The following is a 20801-nucleotide window of genomic DNA, read 5'->3' as shown; positions in this document are numbered from 1 at the left end:
CCTCGCCAGTTACACCCAAGTTCCTTGGTCAGAACTGGTTCTTTATCCGCAAGTGGTGTTCAAAGACGGTTATGGAATGCAGCGTTGGGTCTTAGAAAAATTTAATCAAACCCAAGCCCAACTCAAAGCAGTTCTCGAACTCAACACCCTAGATGGGTTTCGAGGAGTCGTCCGTCAGGGAGAATTAGTGGCTTTACTCCCCCGTTCAGCCTTAATTGAATCTCAAACTGACTCGACTTTAGCCATTCGTCCAATTGGTGTCGCAGAGGTCAACCCAACAAACACCAAAAAACCCAACGATTTATCCCCATCCGCCTGTGATCGGGCTTGGAGTCGGGAAGTCGTTATGGTCGCCACTTCGGATCGAATGCAAATTCCCCCGATAGAATATTTCTGGAAATTAGTCCAAGAGTTTATTCCGCCAACTTGTGATCCCGTTCTCGAAAAAGTTGGCAAAATAACTGCCGAAAGTCCCTCTTAAACCAGATATGCTAGAGACTTCCTAGTTGTTTTCACCTCTAAACAGATGTAATGAGCGATCGCTTTCGAGACTTACTTCGTAAAATTGGCAGTGGCCCTCATACCGGCGAAAATCTCAATCGCACCGAGGCCGCAGATGCGATGAAAATGATGCTATTACAGGAAGCAACTCCTGCCCAAATTGGCGCATTTTTAATAGCCCACCGCATCAAACGACCCACCAGCGAAGAATTAGCCGGAATGTTAGATGGCTGCGATCAATTCGCGTCCAAACTTCAACCGCTCTCGACCCCTCCCTTACTCTTGAATTGTCCCTACGATGGGCGCTCCCGTACCGCTCCTGTTACTCCTTTAACCGCGTTAATTGTGGCAACAGCAGGCGTTCCGGTGATATTACACGGGGGGGATACCATGCCAACCAAAGAAGGGATTACCCTAACTGAAATTTGGCAACGGTTGGGAGTGGACTGGACAACGCTAACCTTTGAACAGGTTCAACAGGTTCTAGAGACGACTCATTTAGGGTTTGTCTATCTTCCCGCTCATTTTCCCGAGGCAGCCGCTTTGGTTCCCTATCGTCGGGAAATTGGCAAACGTCCGCCTCTGGCAACGATGGAATTGATGTGGTGTCCCTATGCAGGAGTGGCAACTCTAGCTTGTGGATATGTTCATCCTCCCACTGAATTGTTATTTCGCGAAACGTTCAAATGGCGAGGAATGACTCAGTTTATCACCGTCAAAGGTTTAGAAGGAAGTTGTGATTTACCGCGCGATCGCACTTGCATTATTGGTGTACATCAAGCTTGTGATCCCGCTCAGGAAGATTCTGATCTCGAACGGTTGCTATTGCATCCCGATGAGTATGGGTTTGCCGGAAAGGAAGTCCAGCTAGAAAGCTTAACTCAGCTACTGACTGATATACAAGCGGTTTTGGAGGGAAAAGCCTGTGAATTGATGCAAGCGGCGGTTTGGAATGGGGGATTTTACCTGTGGCAGTGTGGAGTGTCTTCTGATTTGGAATCCGGTTTATTGACCGCCAAACAATTACTGATTGATGGCAAAGTTGCTGACAAACTGGAAACCCTTCAACTAGCTGTTCAGGGATAAATCAATGAAAATCATGCTTGCGAAAAAGTTCCTCAAAAAGTTAAAGCAGATTCCGATTCTTTCGTTAGGCTTATTAGGGTTGGCGATTGTACCGGGATTGATGATGATTGGCTTTGTCAGTACCGTTAATTTAACTTGTGAACGGACTGAACAAGCTCTCGGAAAATGTGATTTAGAAGAATCTGGTTTACTGGGTTCAACGTCTAGAGAAATTCCGATTCAGAGTTTGCAAGGCGCTCAAATCATCAAGAAGAATATTGAGGACTTAGCGGATTCAGATTATAGTGCGTTTTATGTGGCACTGTTGACTGAAAATGGTCGAGTTTTCTTGCCGTTTTATCGCCTCGATCACCATTACGCTCAAGATATGGTTGCGGAAATTAACGACTTTGTTGATCATCCGGAAAATATGGTTCTGGAGATTGATGAAGACTATCGTTGGTCTGCTTATATCTGGGGGTTAACGTTGTTGGGTGTCGGTGGCGGACTGTTTACCTCTTGGGCGGCTCACACGAAAACCGTTTGATGGTTTTGAGAGTTATTGAATCGGATTGTTATACGTTAAACGATGTCTAATACCACGATCGCTGCTTTGATTTTAGCCGGGGGAAAAAGTTCTCGGATGGGTCAAGATAAAGCCCAAATTCACTGGGAAGGAAAACCTTTATTAACCCGGGTTTGTGAGGTTGCGACAGAGTGTTGTTCATCGGTTTATGTGTTAACATCCTGGCCGGAACGGTATCAGGAAATCGTCTCGGAACAAGTGCAATTTTTACCGGAGTCTTCTCCTATCGGTCAAGGTCCATTGGTGGCTTTAACAGATGGATTGACTCAAATTGATGCAGAGTGGGTGTTGCTTTTGGCTTGCGATTTACCTCAGCTTCAACCGGAAATTTTGCAACGTTGGATGAGTCAATTGACTGATGTTTCGGAGTCGATATTAGCGGTTGTTCCCTGTCAGGATTCGGGTTGGGAACCGTTATGTGGGTTCTATCGCCGAACTGCTTTGACAGCTTTACAAGGCTTTATTACTCAGGGAGGACGGTCGTTTCAAGCTTGGTTATCTCAAGTTCCTGTTCATCCTCTCACCTTAGAAGCAACAACCGCAGCAATACTTTTTAATTGTAATACTCCGGCTGATTTACAGCAGTGATAAATATCAGCTTAAAATACAAAATAGACTGTATCTTTGGAAAGCTTTTAATTTTTTCTTTAGTTTTAAAATCAGTGAGAATCAATCCCTCATCTGTCTTGAGCTTAAACTTTTGTTAAATTAAGTTGAGATTGTTAATCATTTGACAAATTGCCCAGGGTAATACTGGATATAATCTAGATTAAGAATTCAAATCATAAATTGGAGTACCCGGATGAAATACGCATTTAATATCGTTGGGGTTTCGACCGTACTATCCTTTTTTTACCAACAACAAGAACTTCAAGAAAAATCAATACCTAATGTGGAATACTTAGGACATCATCAATGTAAGCTTGATACTTTTCTTTCTTCAGTCGAAACGGTTTCTCAACAAAGAAACTGGAAACTTGATGAGGTGGTTGATAGTGTGATTGGATTTTGGGTGAATAATTCCGATAGTATTCGTTATTGGCAATCTCGTTTAGAAGATGCTGGACAAGAGAATCTATTAGTCGCTCGGGTTGCTGATATTAAATCCCTGCGAACAACATTTGAATCACTGTTGCATGAATCTTAACTGTAAAACAAGCGAAACATCGGAACACCGGAACAGTTAGATATTCCTTCTTTTCCCCTGCGATCGCCTTTTTTTCCCAAAACAGTGATCGCATTCCCCCTCTCTTCAGTTCTTGTTCTTTGTGAAAAAATTAGGGCAAAATTTCCCCGATTTCCCATTGACAAATGACCCAACTTGACTTATTATTTAACAATGGGAATCTGTGCCAACATATATATATAAGAAATCCTCAGTTGATCTTGCCTTGACAGACTGGGAAAGTTGTACCCAATGGTAGTCCGTTAAATTTTCAATTTCCCCGATCAAGAGAGTTTGAAGAAATTATCCCAAAATTTACGAGAATGAAAAAGCTTGTAACACTTTGATATCGAAAAGGGAAACTCAATCGGTTATAAACAAAGAGAGTAATCCTTGTGAACACTTTAATGAATTAAGACAAATTAATCGCATCCCTCGACACTGCGATCGCCAAATACCAAGATCACCCTGTCAACAAACTTATTGTCTCTCTAACCAAGCAGGTTTGGCAGATTGATTGGACTGTTGCACCCTACGACATCGTTAGTCACTTTCTTGAGTTTGATATTCCCTACTTTTATCGGTTTATGGCAATAGATTTTGGGGACGAATCTGAAGAAACTGCGTTACTGAATGAGTAGGTCAATAACAGAGTGGCATTAAATCAGGAAGCGAAAACCAGTCTCCCTGCGTTAATAGAAGAACTCAATCAGTTACGCCAGGACGCAATATAAGCTTAATTTAGATTGATATTAAATTGATTGTTGAAGGGGAAATTATGATTGAGATCAAATTCGATTAAACACCAGTCATTCAAAGCATCTCAAACCCTTAATTGGGTAGAATTGCCATTCGGGTAATTGATTGATATTCGAGAACAATTCAGATAATTTCCTCTTTCTTGATGTAGACCCGATCTGCTGACGGAGTAACAAGCTTTAAAAAAGCCCAATTCTCCCGATTTCCCAGCAAAAGGAAGTCAAAAAAATCAAATTGCTTTTAAAGGTTTATAGTACAAACAACCGATATCAAGCTAATTTTCCTCCACTATTAAATTAGACGATCAAAATAGACTTCCACCCACAGCCCTCAACCGGGACACTTTCCCCCGAAAATAATAAGTTTATCTAATTCAAAACCGTGAACCCTTTGAAAAATCAAAACTTTAGGTCGAAAATCAGATTTTTTATTGAGAAAAGTTCTTAAAAAGTTGACGAAAATATAGGGGTTCTGGTAGACTAATAAAAACACCTCCCAAGGGGTTCTAGTGTCTAGTTGTCAAAATCGAGTCTAAAACCCAGATCCTGTCGTTAAATATCAGGATTTTCTGACCAAAAATATACAACCCCGACGCACGAATTTTCAAGGCCAAAGCAAAAGACCAAAACCCGCCTCTTGACAAAAAATAATTTTTGTGCTGAATGCAAGAAACTGTAAAAAGGGATCACTGATTACTGTTAACTAATAACTGTAAAAACTGTTAACGGTAGTCAGCGTCATGTCTCGTTCTAAAGCCCTACAATATTACATCCTGATTCGTCTGCTTTTAGCACCTCTGATGCTCTCGACGATTACAACCGTTGTGTTTTTGTTACTCCGAGCAACTCCAGGCGATCCAGTGGATGCGATTCTTGGCCCTCGCGCCCCGGCTAGTGCAAAAGAAGCATTGCGATCGCAATTGGGGTTAGATAGTTCTCTCCTCCAGCAATACCTCGACTATATGGGAAATTTACTCCAATTTGACTTGGGGACTTCGCTCACCAGTCGAGGACAGTCAGTTTGGGAAATTATCTTAGACTATTTTCCGGCAACAGTGGAATTGGCGGTGTTCAGTCTGTTGGTGGCTTTGACGATTGGGGTGAGTGTAGGGGCGATGTCAGCCTCTCACCCCAATACCGTTTGGGATACAGTCGGACGGTTATTTGGTATAATTACTTATTCAGTCCCGGCATTTTGGGCAGGGATGGTGTTTCAGCTCATCTTTGCCGTACAGTTGGGCTGGTTTCCCCTCGGAACTCGTTTCCCGGTGAGTATGACTCCGCCCCCAGAGTTTACGGGACTTTACACCTTCGATAGTTTATTGAGTGGGAATGGGGAGCAATTTTTAACGGCGGTTTACTATCTGTGCCTGCCTTGTTTGACGTTGGGGTTGCTGCTGAGTGGGATTTTTGAGCGGATTGTGCGGGTGAATTTGCGCCAAACTTTACAAGCCGATTATGTCGAAGCAGCGAGGGCGCGAGGAATTCCAGAAAAACGGATTTTGATCGCTCATGCCTTGAAAAATGCTCTGATTCCGGTGATTACAGTTTTGGGGCTAACATTGGCGGCACTCCTGGGCGGGGCGATTTTAACAGAAGTTACGTTTTCTTGGCCGGGACTTGCCAATCGACTCTACGAAGCAATTACGGTGCGGGATTATCCGACGGTACAGGGAATTGTGGTGTTTTTTGCGGCAATCGTGGCGATCGCCAGTATCGGGATAGATATTTTGAATGCTTACGTTGATCCTCGAATTCGCTATTAGGTATTTATTACTAAAAGCCCAAATACGGAAGTCTTAACAGGATTAATCAATGTTGGAGAAATATCTTAATGCTTTGTAATATTTAAAGCCAACTTCGTTAATAATTTTTAATGCAACAAACGCTGACTCCATTGTATAACTGATAGCTGAGGGAGAACAATAACAGACAAACATTAATCAAAGAGTCTGTTCATTAAGAAAGTTTAAATTTCTCTCATAAACCGTGTAAAATTTTCTAAGATTCCTCAAGGTGAAGATTTTGTGATCCGGGCAACTGGAAATTCACAAACCACCCCCAGAGGATAATGACAATCCATTTAATAACGGGTTGTTGTCTCCAATCTTTAATCCAACAACTATAAAGTTGGCAAAGAATTGGAACTCTCAAGCATTGAGAACCAAAAGTAAACTCAAACCAATCAAGTAGGAGATTTAATCCATGTTTGATGCCTTCACCAAGGTCGTTTCTCAAGCAGACGCACGCGGCGAAATGTTGAGCACTTCTCAAATCGACGCTCTCAGCCAAATGGTTGCTAACGGCAACAAGCGTCTTGATTCTGTTAACCGGATTACAAGCAACGGTTCCAGCATTGTTGCTAACGCAGCTCGTTCTTTGTTCGCTGAACAGCCCCAACTAATCCAACCCGGCGGAAATGCTTACACTAGCCGTCGGATGGCTGCTTGCTTGCGCGATATGGAAATCATCCTGCGCTACGTCACTTATGCAATCTTCGCAGGTGATCCTAGCGTTCTCGATGATCGTTGCTTGAATGGTCTGCGTGAAACTTACCAAGCTCTGGGTACTCCTGGCGCTTCTGTTGCAGCAGGCGTTCAAAAAATGAAAGAAGCGGCTTTAGCAATCGTTATGGACCCCAGCGGTATTACCCAAGGCGATTGCAACGCCCTGCAATCTGAAATCGCCAGCTACTTTGATCGTGCTGCGGCAGCAGTAGGCTAAATTTCTGCCGACTGAACTGATTCTGACCAACTGCGCTTAAGTCGCATTTGTATGGCTCGCACTCAACTCATTCAAAAAACTCTGTACACCTAACCAGGAGAGATTAGAAGCATGAAGACTCCTTTAACCGAAGCTGTCACCACCGCAGATTCTCAGGGTCGTTTCCTGAGCAGCACTGAAATGCAAGTTGCTTTCGGACGTTTCCGTCAAGCCCAAGCCGGTTTAGAAGCCGCTAAAGCTTTAACTTCCAAAGCTGATGGTTTGATCAACGGTGCCGCTCAAGCCGTTTATTCCAAGTTCCCCTACACGACTCAAATGCAAGGGCCGAACTACGCCGCAGACCAACGCGGTAAAGATAAATGCGCTCGTGACATCGGTTACTACCTGCGGATGGTTACCTACTGCTTAATCGCAGGTGGTACTGGCCCCATGGATGAGTACCTGATTGCAGGTATCGATGAAATCAACCGGACTTTTGAATTGTCTCCGAGCTGGTACATCGAAGCCCTCAAGCACATCAAAGCCAATCATGGCTTAAGCGGCGATCCTGCTGTGGAAGCTAATTCTTACCTCGACTACGCAATCAATGCTCTGAGCTAGTCAGCGGTTTGTTGCCTGGAACGATAGATAGCTGTTAGCTAACCACAGAAGTTTGTTGAGTTAGCAGTTATTTAACGCTCCAGGCATCTTATTAGTTAGATAGAGAGCTGAATAAAACAAGCAACTTTTAAAATCTTTTTGCTGTTCTCGGCAGTTTCATCTAACAGAACGCAAACAGTTATGAGTTTTTCCTCGTATTTTTCTTTAATAAATATTAATTGAAGAATACGGAATTCGGTTTATTATGTGTCGATGAGGTAGCGATGACAACATTATTAGTACCCGCTAATTTACAAGCTGCGGGACGATTAGGCCTAGATGCGTTTGATGGCAGCAAAGTAGAATTCCGCGTCCAGATTGGACAGAAAGCGATCTACAAGCTATTTTTCGTGCCACCTACAGACAGGTACTCGGTAACGAGTATATTATGAAAGCTGAACGTTTGACGTCAGCAGAATCTTTACTCAGACAGGGAAATTTAACAGTTCGTGATTTTGTGCGTGCCGTTGCCCTTTCTGAGTTGTACAAGAAGAAATTTTTCTTTCCCAATAACAACCAACGCTTTGTTGAACTGAACTTCAAGCATTTGTTGGGTCGTCCTCCCCATGATGAAGAAGAACTGGCGTTCCATACTCGCTTGGTGGAAGATAAAGGCTACGATGCTGAAATTAATTATTACTTCGAGAGCGAAGAGTACGAAAATAAATTCGGCGACAACATCGTTCCTTACTACGTCGGTTTCCAAGTGTTAGCCGGATCGAGAACGGTTGGCTTTAGCCGGATGTTCCAACTGTATCGCGGTTATGCCAATAATGATCGCGGTCAAGTCGGAAGCAAAAATGGTCGCGTGTTCAAAGAAGTGGCTCGCAACCAAGCCAGCAGTATTCCTCAATCTGCGGGAATCTCATCGAAATCAACAAAAATGGAAACTCCCCAAAAGTCTTTTGGGGGACTGGGGAATCGTCAACAACGGGTTTATCGAGTAGAAGTCACCAACCGCATTGGTTCTTCTATACGGAATAATAACGTTCGTCGCTCGAACAAAGCTTACTTAGTTCCTTACGAAGAATTATCTTCTCGGATACAGCAAATTCTTCGCAGTGGCGCCAAGATTGTCAGCGTTCGGGAAACCTAAACGATTCAGACGCACATCAGGTGGTAAGCAATTGAGTAATCAAGCTTGCCACTACTTTTGTGAATAAGTGAATTTATCAATCAGTATCTACAGACAGAAGGGAGCAATTGAGCAGCTATGTTTGGTCAAAGTACATCAACAGGTAGAACTGCCCTCAGCGACAACGGTAGTCGGATGTATCGGATAGAAGTTGAAGCAATGGGTCAAAATGTAGACCCTGATACTATCAGCTATCGCATCCGCAGCACTCGCAAAACTTACATCACGGTTCCCTATAACCGGATGAGCGAACAACTCAAGCGGATCAATCGTATGGGTGGTAAAATTCTCAGTATCGAACCCCTGACGGTAGATGGCAGCAGCGAAGCGAAAATGCAGGCGACTGCTGTTAATCAAATTTTGGATGGGGAAGGTAAGCCCAAGTCAGTCGGCGCTGATGATTCTGATACGCAAGAGTAAAATTAAAATTTCATGACGGCTTCAGAACAGCTTAACAATTTTAGTCAACCTCCAGAAAGTTTGACTGTCGAACAGGCGATCGCAAATCTTCAACACGAAGAATTGGGTCGCCGTTACTATGCGGCTTGGTGGTTAGGACGATTTCGCATTTCCGAACCCGGAGCAATAGATGCTTTATTAGTGGCTTTAGAAGATAAGTCTGATCGAACTGAAGATGGCGGTTATCCCCTGCGTCGCAATGCAGCCAGAGCTTTAGGAAAGTTAGGGGATGGGCGAGCAGTTCCGGCCTTAATTCAATGCCTAGATTGTTCTGATTATTATGTGCGGGAAGCCGCCGCTCAAGCTTTGGAAGCCTTGGGGGATGGCAGTAGCATTTCGGCTTTAATGAAATTGCTCGATGGGGGTGTCGAAGCGGCTCAACAAGTGCCGGGAAAACCTCATTTAGTCCAACCCTATGATGCCGTGATCGAGGCGTTGGGTGCAATTGGCGCAACAGAAGCGACTTCTATAATTCAGCCTTTTACAGAACATCCAGTCGGGCGAGTTCGATGTGCAGCTTTGCGAGCGCTCTATCAATTAACTGGAGATAGCATTTACGGAGAGGCTTTAATTCAAGTCCTGCAAAGTAATGAGTTACAACTGCGACGAACGGTATTAATGGATCTCGGAGCAATTGGTTATCTCAAGTCAGCCCAAGCTATTTCTGAAACGTTAGCTGAAAATAGTTTGAAATTAATTGCTTTACAAGGAATTTTAGAACATCATCTCAAACAAATAGATGAAATCTCTCTTTCAGAAGAAGCGATAGAAGTGATGAATTTAATGGATTCATTATTATAGATCAAAATATTTAGTAATTTTTGGGCGCAAATAAGCGAAAATGACCACTTCAGAACTGATTCGTGCAGTTGAACAAGCAGATTCTGCTCAAAGCTTATTAGAAGCTGTCAGAACGTTAGCAGAAGCTCACTCTCCCGAAAGTATTCCGACTTTAATTACTGTTCTGGGTTATAATAATCCTGGTGCGGCAGTAGCAGCAGTTGAGGGGTTAATTAAACTTGGGGAACTCGCAGTTTTACCCCTACTTGAGCAGTTAGATGGTTATAATTATGGGGCGAGAGCTTGGGCAATTCGGGCGTTATCTTCGATTGGTGATCCTCGGGGTTTAAATGTATTATTAGAAGCAGCAGGGAGTGATTTTGCGCTCAGTGTGCGTCGGGCAGCCGCGAGAGGTTTAGGAACAATTCATTGGGAAAAAATGAGCGTCGAAGAAGATATTCTGGAAGCTCAAATTAAAGCCATAAACACCTTATTTCAAGCCAGTCAAGATTCAGAATGGATTGTGCGATATGCAGCGATAGTCGGCTTACAAGAGTTAGCAAATCAGATCAAAAATCGACAATCTCAATGGCCTGCCAAGATTATACATCGTCTCCAAGAAATTATCAATACAGACGAAACATTAGCGGTTCAAGCCAGAGCCAAGTTAGCTCAACAAAGATTAGAGAGACGTTAAAATTAAATCGGTGGCATGATAAACCACATAATCAAACTGTGATTCATCAATATCATTGGGGTCTAAATATCCTAAATTTAACGCTTCACATTCTGCTTGGCTCATATTTTCAGAAGACAAAATCACCTGATATTTTTGTAAAGCCTGACTGACTCGCATCATATGACTGGCAACAACTGGACTGGTTAATTCCCCCGCATCCACTAAGTTTTGAATCGTTTCTGGGTTAGAATAGCCAAACTTGGTGATGATTTCGCCATGAGTTCCTGATATTTTCTCAGAAAGTTGACCTCGAATCACTAATTTTCCACCGTCTTGAATGCGAGAACCACAGTTATAAATCGCTTTAGCTCCTTGCCAAAAATCGACACATTTATGATCAATATACGTTAATATACTGGCACAAGATTCAACAGGTTTAACGAAATATTCTGCACACACTTCGGCGGCTTCTTGATAAGAGGAGTAAAAATCCCCAATGAATACATGAGCAATCCCGGTGGGCAGGGTAATAAAGTTAACAGAAACGTATATTTTAGGAAATTTTGTCATCACCAAGTCGGCAATTTGATGAATAATTTGACGAATCGGATTATCAATTTTGCCGATAATTTCTGATTCTGAGTAACGAGTTATTTTCCAGTGAGTATAATCAATCGCCGCTTTATTGGCAATTCCCGGACAAAGATATTTTGCCCCTCCCGAAAAGCCAACCACCCGATGAGGAAGTACACTTCCCAAGGCAATAATGATATCATGTTCGCTGAGTGAACGATGAATTTTCACAGAAACATTATCAATTTTTCCGACTTCTACTAATAAATTATCATCAAAAGCATTATGATTAATCAATTGAATATTACTCGCAGCTTCCGGAGTTAGTCCTAACTTTTGTTGCATTTCTGCGGTTGTCATGGGGCGATGGGTTCCCAAAGCAAAAATTACACTAATTTGACTCGCTTCTGTTTGAATGACTTGTAAAAAATCAGGAAAAAATTGATAAAGTGGTGTAGCGCGGGTAACATCTTCACAAATTAGTAAAACACGCTTTTGATTCAGGTCAAACTGAGACAAATAGCTCAGTATTTTTGTAAGAATATCCTCTTTTGATAAGACACTTGACACATCTAAGGCGATTTTTTTCACAACTTACCCGTGTTAATCTTTGATTTAATCTGATAATACAGCTATTTCACCAGAAATTCAAGTTCCTAGTGAATAGCTAAAAGTTAATTTTCAGTCATTTTATCAGAGTTCTGAAGTCAACTAGAGGTCAAGTGATTTGATACGTTACCAACTGACCCACACGAGGTTTTCCAAAGCGTTTCCAAGCACTTCCCCCTCGCAAAAACAACTCCATCCAACGCACTTTTTGTTTCTCATTGAGCATCCAACCCGAGCTTCCCGGTGCAAAAGCTAATGTTCCTTCACTGACACGAAAACTGCCATCAGAATACACCGCATCGCTGACCATATCTCCCACTCTAACGATAACTTTTGTTTCCGGTTCCAGATCAACAAAATCGGCTGAAATCGTTGTTTTAATATTACCATATCCATCAACCCAAGCAACCCGATCTGTGGGTGGTTCGGGAATTTGTTCGGGTTTAATCATGTCTCCTAAAACACTTTCATCCCCTTTTACTAATGCAATTGCTGCTTGAGGAAACACATCGCGAGAACGAAATTGAGAACCGCCCCGCGAGACATTTATAGTATGAATAGAGACGGCTATATCTTTAATAAAAGACAAAGAATATCCGGCTAAAACCCCCACAACTTTAACGCCATTGGGAAGTAAAGCATAGGTAAGTCCTTCGCCTTCGTTATTCGGACGACCTTCTAAATTGTCTTGACGGGGGGCGCAATTATGATAAATTAAATGGTTATCGGGACCGGGATTAAGTCCCAATTGAGCAATCCAAAACCCTGTTGCCAATGTGCTAAATGCAGGAACAGACAGACAGTGAATTTTTGCATCGCTTAAGTGTTGAAGTAAACGTTGGCTGACCTCAGCAAATGCCGGATCACCTGCACCATAATCAGCAATTAAGTTAATCAACATTTCTGGATTTTTTGAACAACAGTTGAGTTTGGGATGTTCGGATTTAGCTTATGCTGAGTATACAATAAAATTCCTAAAAGTAGGCGAGCAGAATTATCCTTCAATTTCTTAAAGCCTTTTTTCAGTATATAGGTATACTAAAACGCGAGTTACAAATTGGGGAGTCGCAATCATCAAAGCAGAAAAAAAGGTGGAAATTCTTGTGAGAGGAACTTCCACCATTATTCAAATCAAAAAATCAAATTGAGAGAAAGATTAAGCAGCAAATGTGGTAAAATCGTTGGCAGTGATCAAGCCAATATTCACACCATCAAGAGTTGCTAACAGTTCGGAATTGAGTTGAATCAGAGTAGAACCGTTGTTTTGAGTGAGGGTGAGTTGGTCGAAGGTTAAACCGCCATCGAGAACAATAATATCTTCGCCATCGGTGAAGTCGGTAATTAAATCCTCACCCATACCGGACGCCAGAACAAAGCGATCGCTTCCGGCTTCCCCAGTTAAGGTATCATTACCTTCAGCGCCCAGTAACAGGTCGTTGCCATTTCCGCCGGTGAGTTCGTCGTTACCTTCTCCACCGTCAAGGGTATCATCACCTTCGCCACCGAAAACGATGTCCGTACCTTCGCCACCGTCAACGACATCATCACCCAAGTCGCCGTAAAGGGTATCATTGCCTTGATTGCCGGAAAGGGTATCATTGTCTTTACCCCCGTAAATCAGGTCATTACCGTCGTTTCCTTCGATAAAATCATTGCCAATGTTACCGGAGAGGGTATCATTTCCGCTTCCACCCATGAGAGTATCGCCATCTTGACCCCCATAGACCAAATCTTCGCCTTCGCCACCGTCAACGAAATCCTCACCTAAGTTACCGTTTAACCAGTCGTTACCGTTTCCACCCGTGAGAGTATCGTTATTTTGACCCCCGAAAACCGTATCATTACCCTCACCACCATCAACGAAGTCATCACCAATGTTTCCGTTTAACTCATCATTACCATCGGAACCAAAAGCCACGTCGTTTTGTTTTCCGGCGAAAATGGTATCGTCCCCACTGCCACCATCAACGGTATCATTACCTTGATTGGAGCTTATCCAGTCATCACCATCGCCCGTATTGATCAGATCGTCGCCGCCCAAAGCGTTAACTTGGTTATCGGTCGCGTCACCAACAATGACATCGGCATCAGGTGTGACTTCATCGTTGTTAGAACTCGCATTAGCCGCAGGGTTAGATGGTCGAACAGGCATCGTTACGGCAGCAACAAAGTCTGTGGGATCATATACAGTCTCATTGAGAACTGGAGTTGCGGGGGCTTCAACAGGTTCAGGTTGAGGTTCGGGTTCCGGAATATCATTCACCGTCAAGGTAAACGTCTGACTGGCGGTTGCCCCGGCGGAGTCCGTTGCAGTGACCAGAATCTCGAAACTGCCAGCAGCACTATTATCGGGCGTACCGCTAAAAGTACCCGTCTCAGGATTAAAGGTTAACCATCGCGGTAAAGGAGAACCATCTGCCAGGGTTGCAGTGTAACCAAGGGTATCATTGGGATCGACATCCTCAAAAATATTTGAGGGAATTTGGAAGTTCAGAGAACCATTTTCATCAATATTTGTATTGGGGATCGCTTCAGAAACAGTTGGCGTATCATTAACGTTACCAATGGTCAGGTCAAAGCTAGTTTCAGCACTCGTTCCACTGGGGTCTGTGGCGATTACTTTCACCGGATAAGTACCCACCGCATCATTATCAGGCGTACCGCTAATCACTCCCGTTTCCGGGTCAATACTCAAACCATCGGGTAAGCCTTCTGCCGAGTAGGTCAGTCCCTCGCCATCGGGGTCGTTGAAGTAGTCACCCGTATTGAGGTTGAATTCTTCGCCCTGCTGTGCTTCAGTTTGAGGAGGAATTGCGTCTACAACTTGAGGTGCGTCATTAACGTTACCAATGGTCAGGTCAAAGCTGGTTTCGGCACTCGTTCCACTGGGGTCTGTGGCGATTACTTTCACCGGATAAGTACCCACCGCATCATTATCAGGCGTACCGCTAATCACTCCCGTTTCCGGGTCAATACTCAAACCATCGGGTAAGCCTTCTGCCGAGTAGGTCAGTCCCTCGCCATCGGGGTCGTTGAAGTAGTCACCCGTATTGAGGTTGAATTCTTCGCCCTGCTGTGCTTCAGTTTGAGGAGGAATTTCTTGGCTGACTTCGGGCGTATCATTAACGTTACCAATGGTCAGGTCAAAGCTAGTTTCAGCACTCGTTCCACTGGGGTCTGTGGCGATTACTTTCACCGGATAAGTACCCACCGCATCATTATCAGGCGTACCGCTAATCACTCCCGTTTCCGGGTCAATACTCAAACCACTGGGTAAGCCTTCTGCCGAGTAGGTCAGTCCCTCGCCATCGGGGTCGTTGAAGTAGTCACCCGTATTGAGGTTGAATTCTTCGCCCTGCTGTGCCTCAGTTTGAGGAGGAATTGCGTCTACAACTTCGGGAGTATCATTAATTCCGTTAACGGTGAGGCTAAAGGCGGGTAACTCAATAGTTTCTGTACCATCGCTAACGCTAATGACAATATCTTCAGTAATGCCAACATCATCATTAGTTGGTGTACCGGAGAGTTGACCCGTCGTGCTATCAAAAGTTGCCCAACTGGGTTTATTTGTGATGGAGAAGCTGAGAGTATCGCCGTCTACGTCATTAACAGAGGGCGCAAAGCTGTAGGCGCTATCCTCATCAACGCTAGTATTGGGAGTTCCCGAAATGGTCGCGGCATCGTTGGTATTGGCAACGGCGACATCAAAGGTTTGAGTGTCTGTTTCACCCGCTGCATCTGTCACTTGTAGCTCAACGGTGTGAGTACCTACATTATCGTTGGTTGGAGTTCCGGTAAGGGTCGCAGTACGGTCTCCGTTATCGGTCAAGTTCAGCCAAGAAGGGAGAGTGGCAGAAGTAATACTGATACTGTCTCCGATATCGAGATCTTCGGTGGTGATGGTGTAGGTGTAAAGGCTATCTTCGTTAGCGGAAGTCGGTGCCGTGCTGCTGAAAACTGGAGCATTATTGATATTGTTGACAGTCAGGCTAAATGCAGGCAGTTCAACGGTTGCAGTACCATCATTAACGCTGATGACAATCACTTCACTTGTACCAACATCCTCATTAGTCGGTGTACCGGACAATTGACCTGTAGCACTATCAAAGGTTGCCCAACTGGGTTTATTGGTGATAGAGAAGCTCAGAGTATCACCGTCTACATCGTTAACAGTCGGTACAAAGCTATAGGCGCTATCCTCATCAATGCTGGTGGCAGGAGTACCGGAAATGGTCGGAGCATCGTTGGTATTGTCAACGCTGATGGTAAAGGTTTGAGTGTCTATTTCACCCGATGCGTCTTCGACTTGCAGTTCAACAGTATGGTCGCCAATTTCAGCATTCGTCGGAGTTCCTGTTAGGGTAGTTGTACCATCTGCGTTTTTGATCAGAGTCAACCAAGACGGAAGCGGGGCAACATTGGTAATTGTCGGGCTGTCTCCAGTATCGGGATCTTCTACAACGATGTTGTAAGTATAAGCTTGGTCTTGAGTACCAGAAGTTGGCGCTGTGCTTGTGAAAACGGGAGCATCGTTGACGTTGTTAACGCTCAGGTTGAAAGCGGGTAACGGAGTAACGACAGTACCATCACTAACGCTAATGACAATATCTTCGGTGATACCGACATCATCGTTAGTTGGCGTACCCGAGAGTTGACCCGTCGTACTATCAAAAGTTGCCCAACTGGGTTTGTTGGTAATAGAGAAGCTGAGAAGATTACCGTCTACGTCATCAACAGTAGGCGTAAAGCTATAGGAACTATCCTCCGCAACACTGGTAGCGGGAGTCCCCGAAATGGTGGGAGCATCGTTGGTATTCGCAACAGTTACATCAAAGGTTTGAGTGTCTGTTGCACCCGCCCCGTCCGTCACCTGTAACTCAACGGTGTGAATGCCCACATTGTCATTCGTCGGAGTTCCCGTGAGGGTAGCCTTGCCATTTCCGTTATCGGTCAAACTCAGCCAAGAAGGAAGAGTAGCACCATTAGTAATTGTTCGGCTGTCTCCAGTATCAGGATCTTCGGTCTGAATGTTGTAAGAGTAAAGGCTATCTTCAATCGCTGAGGAGGGTGCTGTGCTGCTAAAGCTGGGAGCATCGTTAGTGTTGTTAACAGTCAGGTTGAAAGCAGGTAACGGAGTGGTTGCAGTACCATCACTAACGCTGATAACGATATTTTCAGTTACACCAACGTGATTGTTGGTCGGTGTACCTGACAATTGTCCCGTGTTCGGATCAAAAGTTGCCCAACTGGGTTTGTTAACAATAGAGAAGCTGAAAGTAGCACCATCTATATCTACATCATTTGCAGTTGGTGTAAAGCTGTAGGCACTATCCTCATCAACGCTAGTAGTCGGAGTCCCCGAAATGGTCGGAGCATCGTTGGTATTGTCAACGGTGAGGTTAAAAGCAGGTAGTGAAACACTCGCAGTACCATCACTCACGCTGATAACGATATTTTCTGTAACACCAACGTGATCGTTTGTTGGTGTACCTGACAATTGTCCCGTGTTCGGATCAAAAGTTGCCCAACTGGGTTTGTTAACAATAGAGAAGCTGAGATCATCACCATCTACATCCTCAAAAGTGGGCGTAAAGCTGTAGGCACTATCCTCATCAACACTGGTGACAGGAGTACCGGAAAGGGTCGGAGCATCGTTGGTATTGTCAACGGTGATAGTAAAGGTTTGAGTGGCTATTACACCTGCTGCGTCTGTAACTTGTAACTCAACAGTATGGTCGCCAATTTCAGCATTCGTCGGAGTTCCTGACAGAGTAGCCTTGCCACCTCCGTTATCTGTAAGAGTCAACCAAGACGGAAGCGAGGCAACATTAGTAATTGTTCGGCTGTCTCCACTATCGGGATCTGCTGTATCGATCTCGTAAGTGTAAACTTGGTCTTGAGTACCAGAAGTGGGAGCAGCAGTAGTAAAGCTTGGGGCTTCGTTAACGTTGGTAACGTTCACTTGTAGGGTTTGAACCGCAGTGTTGCCGTTGCCGTCGTTTGCGGTGACTTCCAACTCATAAATGTTGTTATCATCTGCATCCGCAGGAGCGTCAAAGTCGGGAGTGCTGTTGAATGTGAGGACTCCAGAATTAGCATCTAGACTAAACAGTGCTGCATCTGCCCCGCCAGTGATGGAGTAGGTGGGAGTGTCACCATCTGCATCGGTAGCTGTAACTGTCGTAACTGGAGTTGTTGTGTTTTCAGGAACGCTAGCGGTTGCTCCAGAGGTAAAGGTAGGAGCATGATCATCATCAGTAATAGTTAAGGTGGTTGTTGTTTGCGCTCCGAGAACGGCGTTGGTGCCGGCTGCAACACTCAAATTGATGGTTTCATTGCCTTCAATTGTGCCGTCGTCAACAATAGGAATATCAACGGTTTTGCTAGTTTCGCCCGCAGCAAAGTTAATAGTAAGCGGGAAACTGCTACTGTTGTAATCTGTGCCGTTAGTTGCCGTGCCACCTGCCGCAACAGATACAGTAACCGTTGATGGACTACTGGTATCTCCCGAGCGAGTCAGGGTAACAGCACTGCTTGTACCCACATTTTCAACAGATGAGAACGATAGCCCAGAAAACTGGACTTGGGGAACAAAATTAACTGTTGCCGTTCCTGTAATTTGCAGGGTGGGATCATCTGGCATTCCACCATACTCTACAACGTAGCCTTCAATATTAGATAGCGATAGAGGATAGTCGTTCCACTTACCATCATTAAGAAAATGGCCATAGTCTTCACCACCGGCATCAGGAAAATCATTCGGCTCACTTGTTGCCCAATTATTATACTCACCACCAACAGGAGAACCCGTACTTACTCCTGACCAGAATTGAGTGCCTGCTTCTGGGCCAGTTACCCAACGCCAATCTCCCTCTGTTGTCGCATCGCTCGATCCCATCCAGCCTTCACCTGCAAGTTTACCTGAGATGAAATCATTTTCTGCCGATGAAGTAACGGTAGTTAAGTAGCCTTTTAAGCCAAAATAGGAGCGAGCCTCAGCCGCATCACGAGCGTCAGTCCAGCTAATGCCTGGATCTGTAACAAACTCGTAGAAGTGACCGTTATCAGAGTTGGCCAGGTTGGTTCCTAGAGCAAATTCAACTGAACGAGGAGTGGTGTCCGGTGTGGCGCTGCTATTGGAATAAGTGACTTGACGTAAAGCGGCTTGGTAGGTTGCTATATCAGCAGTACCCGTCAAGGTCATTACACCTGTGTTTGCATCGTAGTTCCAGGCTAGTCCTTCAACGGTACCACTGGTTCCAGTTTGCCCTGCAATACCTAAACTTTCGGCAGTACCGTTTAATTGATCTGTGATAATGACGGTAGCACCCTCAAGATCGCCTCCATCGGAGTCAGTGACGGTTAAGTTGGGTGCGACCACAACTGGAGTGCCACCGTAGTCACTGGTATCAGTTATGCTAAGGATGGGAGGTTGGTCAATAACAGTATTGACAGCTTCTGTGGAAAACGCCAGAAAGTTAGAAATTGTTGTTGTCCCAGTCAGAGTGCCGAGGTCATACTGAACGGCAATGCCATTATCTGTACTAGCATTAGTGTCGTAGGTAGTTGTCAGGTTTCCACCACTATTTAACTGACTATAGGGGTTACTAAATCCTCCTGAGTACCATCGACTGAACTCGGCATTATCCTCAATGTAACCCATCACGATTTCATTAGACAGTCCCAGATTTCGACTCACGCCGATAAATTTGGGGTTATCAGCAGTACCAGTTATGGCTGTTCCATTTGCATCCAGTCCATAGGCAGGGCCCCTATCTGAACCTCCAAGATAACTATCAAAAGCCTGTGCCAACTTAACGGGCTGAGTGTTTGTTACAGGAGCTACGACCGTGAAATCCTGAGCATAATAATCCTCAAAATTTACATAAGATATTGTCCAATCGAGCTTAAAGTCTATTGCCGGATCGTAAGTACCATTGGAATCCACATCAGCTAACAAGCTTGTAACGACTTGATAGGGATCGCTCGAAGTTCCTGATCCCGTAACAGCAGACTGCCCAAGACTCACCCAACTCTGGTTATAGTAACCCTCCCCATAAGTAGTTGTCCCCACTGATAGAACAGTGTCAGAGTTCCCAAAAGAAAATGTTTGCCTCGTGTTGTCTTTGAGGATGTAAAAGTTTCCGTCAGGCTCGATTTGAATCTGAATGCCGTTTGTACTGTCTGTGCCACCTGTCGGGTTGATGGTTACAAAAAGCCCGGTATAAGAAGCAATTGTTGCTAGAGTAAATACATCTATAGGATGCCGATCTTCATCATTTCCTACCATGCGAAGTTTCCAACTTCCGCCCCGCTCGGACGAACCGACAACGGCATTCGATGCGTAAACCTCTGCTTCGGTCAACTGTGCCAACTGTGTGACAAACTCTTCGCCTGCATCCCCTGCCGCAACGTTACAACCGTAGAGTAGAAGTGACGGTTTCCCCCAAACTTGGGGGGTAAGGGGGGCAAACCAAGTTTGTAATAAGTTGGCGTAGCGTTTGAGAGTATCGAGGTTAAGTTGACTATTCCCTAAGTACAAACATCCCGGTGAACCGTGAGAAACAATATGAATGGCTTCGAGATGGGGACGGGTAAATAAATGGGCGGTTATTTGTTCGATACCGTCTCGATGAGCATCTAAAATATGAACTTCTATTCCCGGTTTTACCCCTTGGGCGAGGTATTCGGAGTCATCTACATTCGCATCGATAAAAACAAGGGTTTTCGAGGATTTCAGAACTCTTGAGGATGATTGAATCGTTTGCGTAGAGTGGAAAGATACAGAGTTAGAAATGGTCGCTTGAGACATGGATAGTATTCCTGTTTAAAAGAAAGAATGAGAAGTTTTGAGAAGTTTCGGAAATCACTGACCAAGAATGATCGTGGCTAAGTTTCAGGAGTAATCTGCAAAAAAAACTAGGAGTTTTCTTGTAAAGCTTCCTTGATATATCTGTAAGACAGATACTCTTTTAGAGATAGAATTAGCGTCGGTTGATGGAAGCATTGGGCTTGATAACTCCATTTCTTAAAACTTTGAAAACTGTCTATTTTTCGGAAAATTAATGCAAGTAAAACTATTGGTTTTTTCATAGAGAATTAAATTTTAGGCAGACTAAAGTTTGACT

The 20801-nt window shown here is 44.3% G+C and carries 14 protein-coding genes and 1 pseudogene; 12 read left to right on the top strand and 3 right to left on the bottom strand.

What is annotated here, in order from left to right:
* The 12 genes and pseudogenes from M595_RS13340 to cpcF all read left to right on the top strand — a co-directional run.
* The coding region (locus tag M595_RS13340) for a substrate-binding domain-containing protein (RefSeq protein WP_023066754.1) at positions 1-481 on the top strand (481 nt) is incomplete at its 5' end.
* Positions 482-531: 50 nt separating this feature from the next.
* Positions 532-1587: an anthranilate phosphoribosyltransferase family protein gene (locus M595_RS13335; protein ID WP_023066777.1), complete on the top strand. Its 1056-nt coding sequence runs from the start codon at positions 532-534 to the stop codon at positions 1585-1587.
* 4 nt (positions 1588-1591) lie between these two features.
* Entirely contained in the window at positions 1592-2113 is a 522-nt protein-coding gene (locus M595_RS13330; protein ID WP_023066794.1) for a hypothetical protein, read from the top strand.
* 42 nt (positions 2114-2155) lie between these two features.
* Entirely contained in the window at positions 2156-2740 is a 585-nt protein-coding gene (locus M595_RS13325; RefSeq protein ID WP_023066773.1) for a molybdenum cofactor guanylyltransferase, read from the top strand.
* A 214-nt stretch (positions 2741-2954) separates the two neighbouring features.
* Positions 2955-3299 (top strand): hypothetical protein, encoded by a 345-nt coding sequence (locus M595_RS13320; RefSeq protein WP_023066775.1) that lies wholly within the window; start codon positions 2955-2957, stop codon positions 3297-3299.
* 1516 nt (positions 3300-4815) lie between these two features.
* Positions 4816-5841, top strand: a complete 1026-nt coding sequence (locus tag M595_RS13315; protein ID WP_023066779.1) for an ABC transporter permease — start codon at positions 4816-4818, stop codon at positions 5839-5841.
* Between the two features lie 439 nt (positions 5842-6280).
* A complete protein-coding gene (gene cpcB / locus M595_RS13310) occupies positions 6281-6799 on the top strand; it encodes a C-phycocyanin subunit beta (RefSeq protein ID WP_040484071.1) in 519 nt (172 codons plus the stop codon).
* Between the two features lie 111 nt (positions 6800-6910).
* A complete protein-coding gene (gene cpcA / locus M595_RS13305) occupies positions 6911-7399 on the top strand; it encodes a C-phycocyanin subunit alpha (RefSeq protein ID WP_023066760.1) in 489 nt (162 codons plus the stop codon).
* Positions 7400-7662: 263 nt separating this feature from the next.
* Positions 7663-8534: pseudogene (locus M595_RS13300) on the top strand (phycobilisome rod-core linker polypeptide).
* Between the two features lie 117 nt (positions 8535-8651).
* The gene (gene cpcD, locus M595_RS13295) at positions 8652-8993 is read left to right on the top strand and encodes a rod-capping linker protein CpcD (protein ID WP_023066802.1); all 342 of its coding nucleotides are present in this window, start codon (positions 8652-8654) and stop codon (positions 8991-8993) included.
* Positions 8994-9005: 12 nt separating this feature from the next.
* Positions 9006-9833 (top strand): C-phycocyanin alpha-cysteine-84 phycocyanobilin lyase subunit CpcE, encoded by an 828-nt coding sequence (gene cpcE / locus M595_RS13290; protein ID WP_040484070.1) that lies wholly within the window; start codon positions 9006-9008, stop codon positions 9831-9833.
* Positions 9834-9873: 40 nt separating this feature from the next.
* Positions 9874-10509, top strand: a complete 636-nt coding sequence (cpcF, locus tag M595_RS13285) for a C-phycocyanin alpha-cysteine-84 phycocyanobilin lyase subunit CpcF (RefSeq protein WP_023066805.1) — start codon at positions 9874-9876, stop codon at positions 10507-10509.
* Here cpcF and M595_RS13280 read toward each other — a convergent pair.
* The 3 genes from M595_RS13280 to M595_RS13270 form a co-directional block, all read right to left on the bottom strand.
* Positions 10495-11655 carry a lactate racemase domain-containing protein gene (locus M595_RS13280; protein WP_040484069.1) on the bottom strand — a complete coding sequence of 387 codons (1161 nt, stop codon included), beginning with the start codon at positions 11653-11655 and terminating at the stop codon, positions 10495-10497. The two genes, cpcF and M595_RS13280, sit on opposite strands and share 15 nt — an antisense overlap.
* Before the next feature lie 127 nt (positions 11656-11782).
* Complete coding sequence (locus M595_RS13275) at positions 11783-12574, bottom strand: SAM hydrolase/SAM-dependent halogenase family protein (protein WP_023066753.1); 792 nt, start codon at positions 12572-12574, stop codon at positions 11783-11785.
* A gap of 255 nt (positions 12575-12829) precedes the next feature.
* Positions 12830-20485 carry a putative Ig domain-containing protein gene (locus M595_RS13270; RefSeq protein WP_023066808.1) on the bottom strand — a complete coding sequence of 2552 codons (7656 nt, stop codon included), beginning with the start codon at positions 20483-20485 and terminating at the stop codon, positions 12830-12832.
* Positions 20486-20801 lie beyond the last annotated feature (316 nt).

It is taken from the genome of Lyngbya aestuarii BL J (assembly GCF_000478195.2).
In the GTDB taxonomy this organism is placed as follows: Bacteria; Cyanobacteriota; Cyanobacteriia; order Cyanobacteriales; family Microcoleaceae; genus Capilliphycus; species Capilliphycus aestuarii.
Note: the sequence above shows the minus strand (reverse complement) of the source record. Positions and strands in the feature narration are given on the sequence as shown.

Coding starts and splice junctions, on each gene's coding strand:
- M595_RS13335 (WP_023066777.1), top strand. CDS start 532: ATGAGCGATCGCTTTCGAGACTTACTTCGTAAAATTGGCAGTGGCCCT.
- M595_RS13330 (WP_023066794.1), top strand. CDS start 1,592: ATGAAAATCATGCTTGCGAAAAAGTTCCTCAAAAAGTTAAAGCAGATT.
- M595_RS13325 (WP_023066773.1), top strand. CDS start 2,156: ATGTCTAATACCACGATCGCTGCTTTGATTTTAGCCGGGGGAAAAAGT.
- M595_RS13320 (WP_023066775.1), top strand. CDS start 2,955: ATGAAATACGCATTTAATATCGTTGGGGTTTCGACCGTACTATCCTTT.
- M595_RS13315 (WP_023066779.1), top strand. CDS start 4,816: ATGTCTCGTTCTAAAGCCCTACAATATTACATCCTGATTCGTCTGCTT.
- cpcB (WP_040484071.1), top strand. CDS start 6,281: ATGTTTGATGCCTTCACCAAGGTCGTTTCTCAAGCAGACGCACGCGGC.
- cpcA (WP_023066760.1), top strand. CDS start 6,911: ATGAAGACTCCTTTAACCGAAGCTGTCACCACCGCAGATTCTCAGGGT.
- cpcD (WP_023066802.1), top strand. CDS start 8,652: ATGTTTGGTCAAAGTACATCAACAGGTAGAACTGCCCTCAGCGACAAC.
- cpcE (WP_040484070.1), top strand. CDS start 9,006: ATGACGGCTTCAGAACAGCTTAACAATTTTAGTCAACCTCCAGAAAGT.
- cpcF (WP_023066805.1), top strand. CDS start 9,874: ATGACCACTTCAGAACTGATTCGTGCAGTTGAACAAGCAGATTCTGCT.
- M595_RS13275 (WP_023066753.1), bottom strand. CDS start 12,574: ATGTTGATTAACTTAATTGCTGATTATGGTGCAGGTGATCCGGCATTT.
- M595_RS13270 (WP_023066808.1), bottom strand. CDS start 20,485: ATGTCTCAAGCGACCATTTCTAACTCTGTATCTTTCCACTCTACGCAA.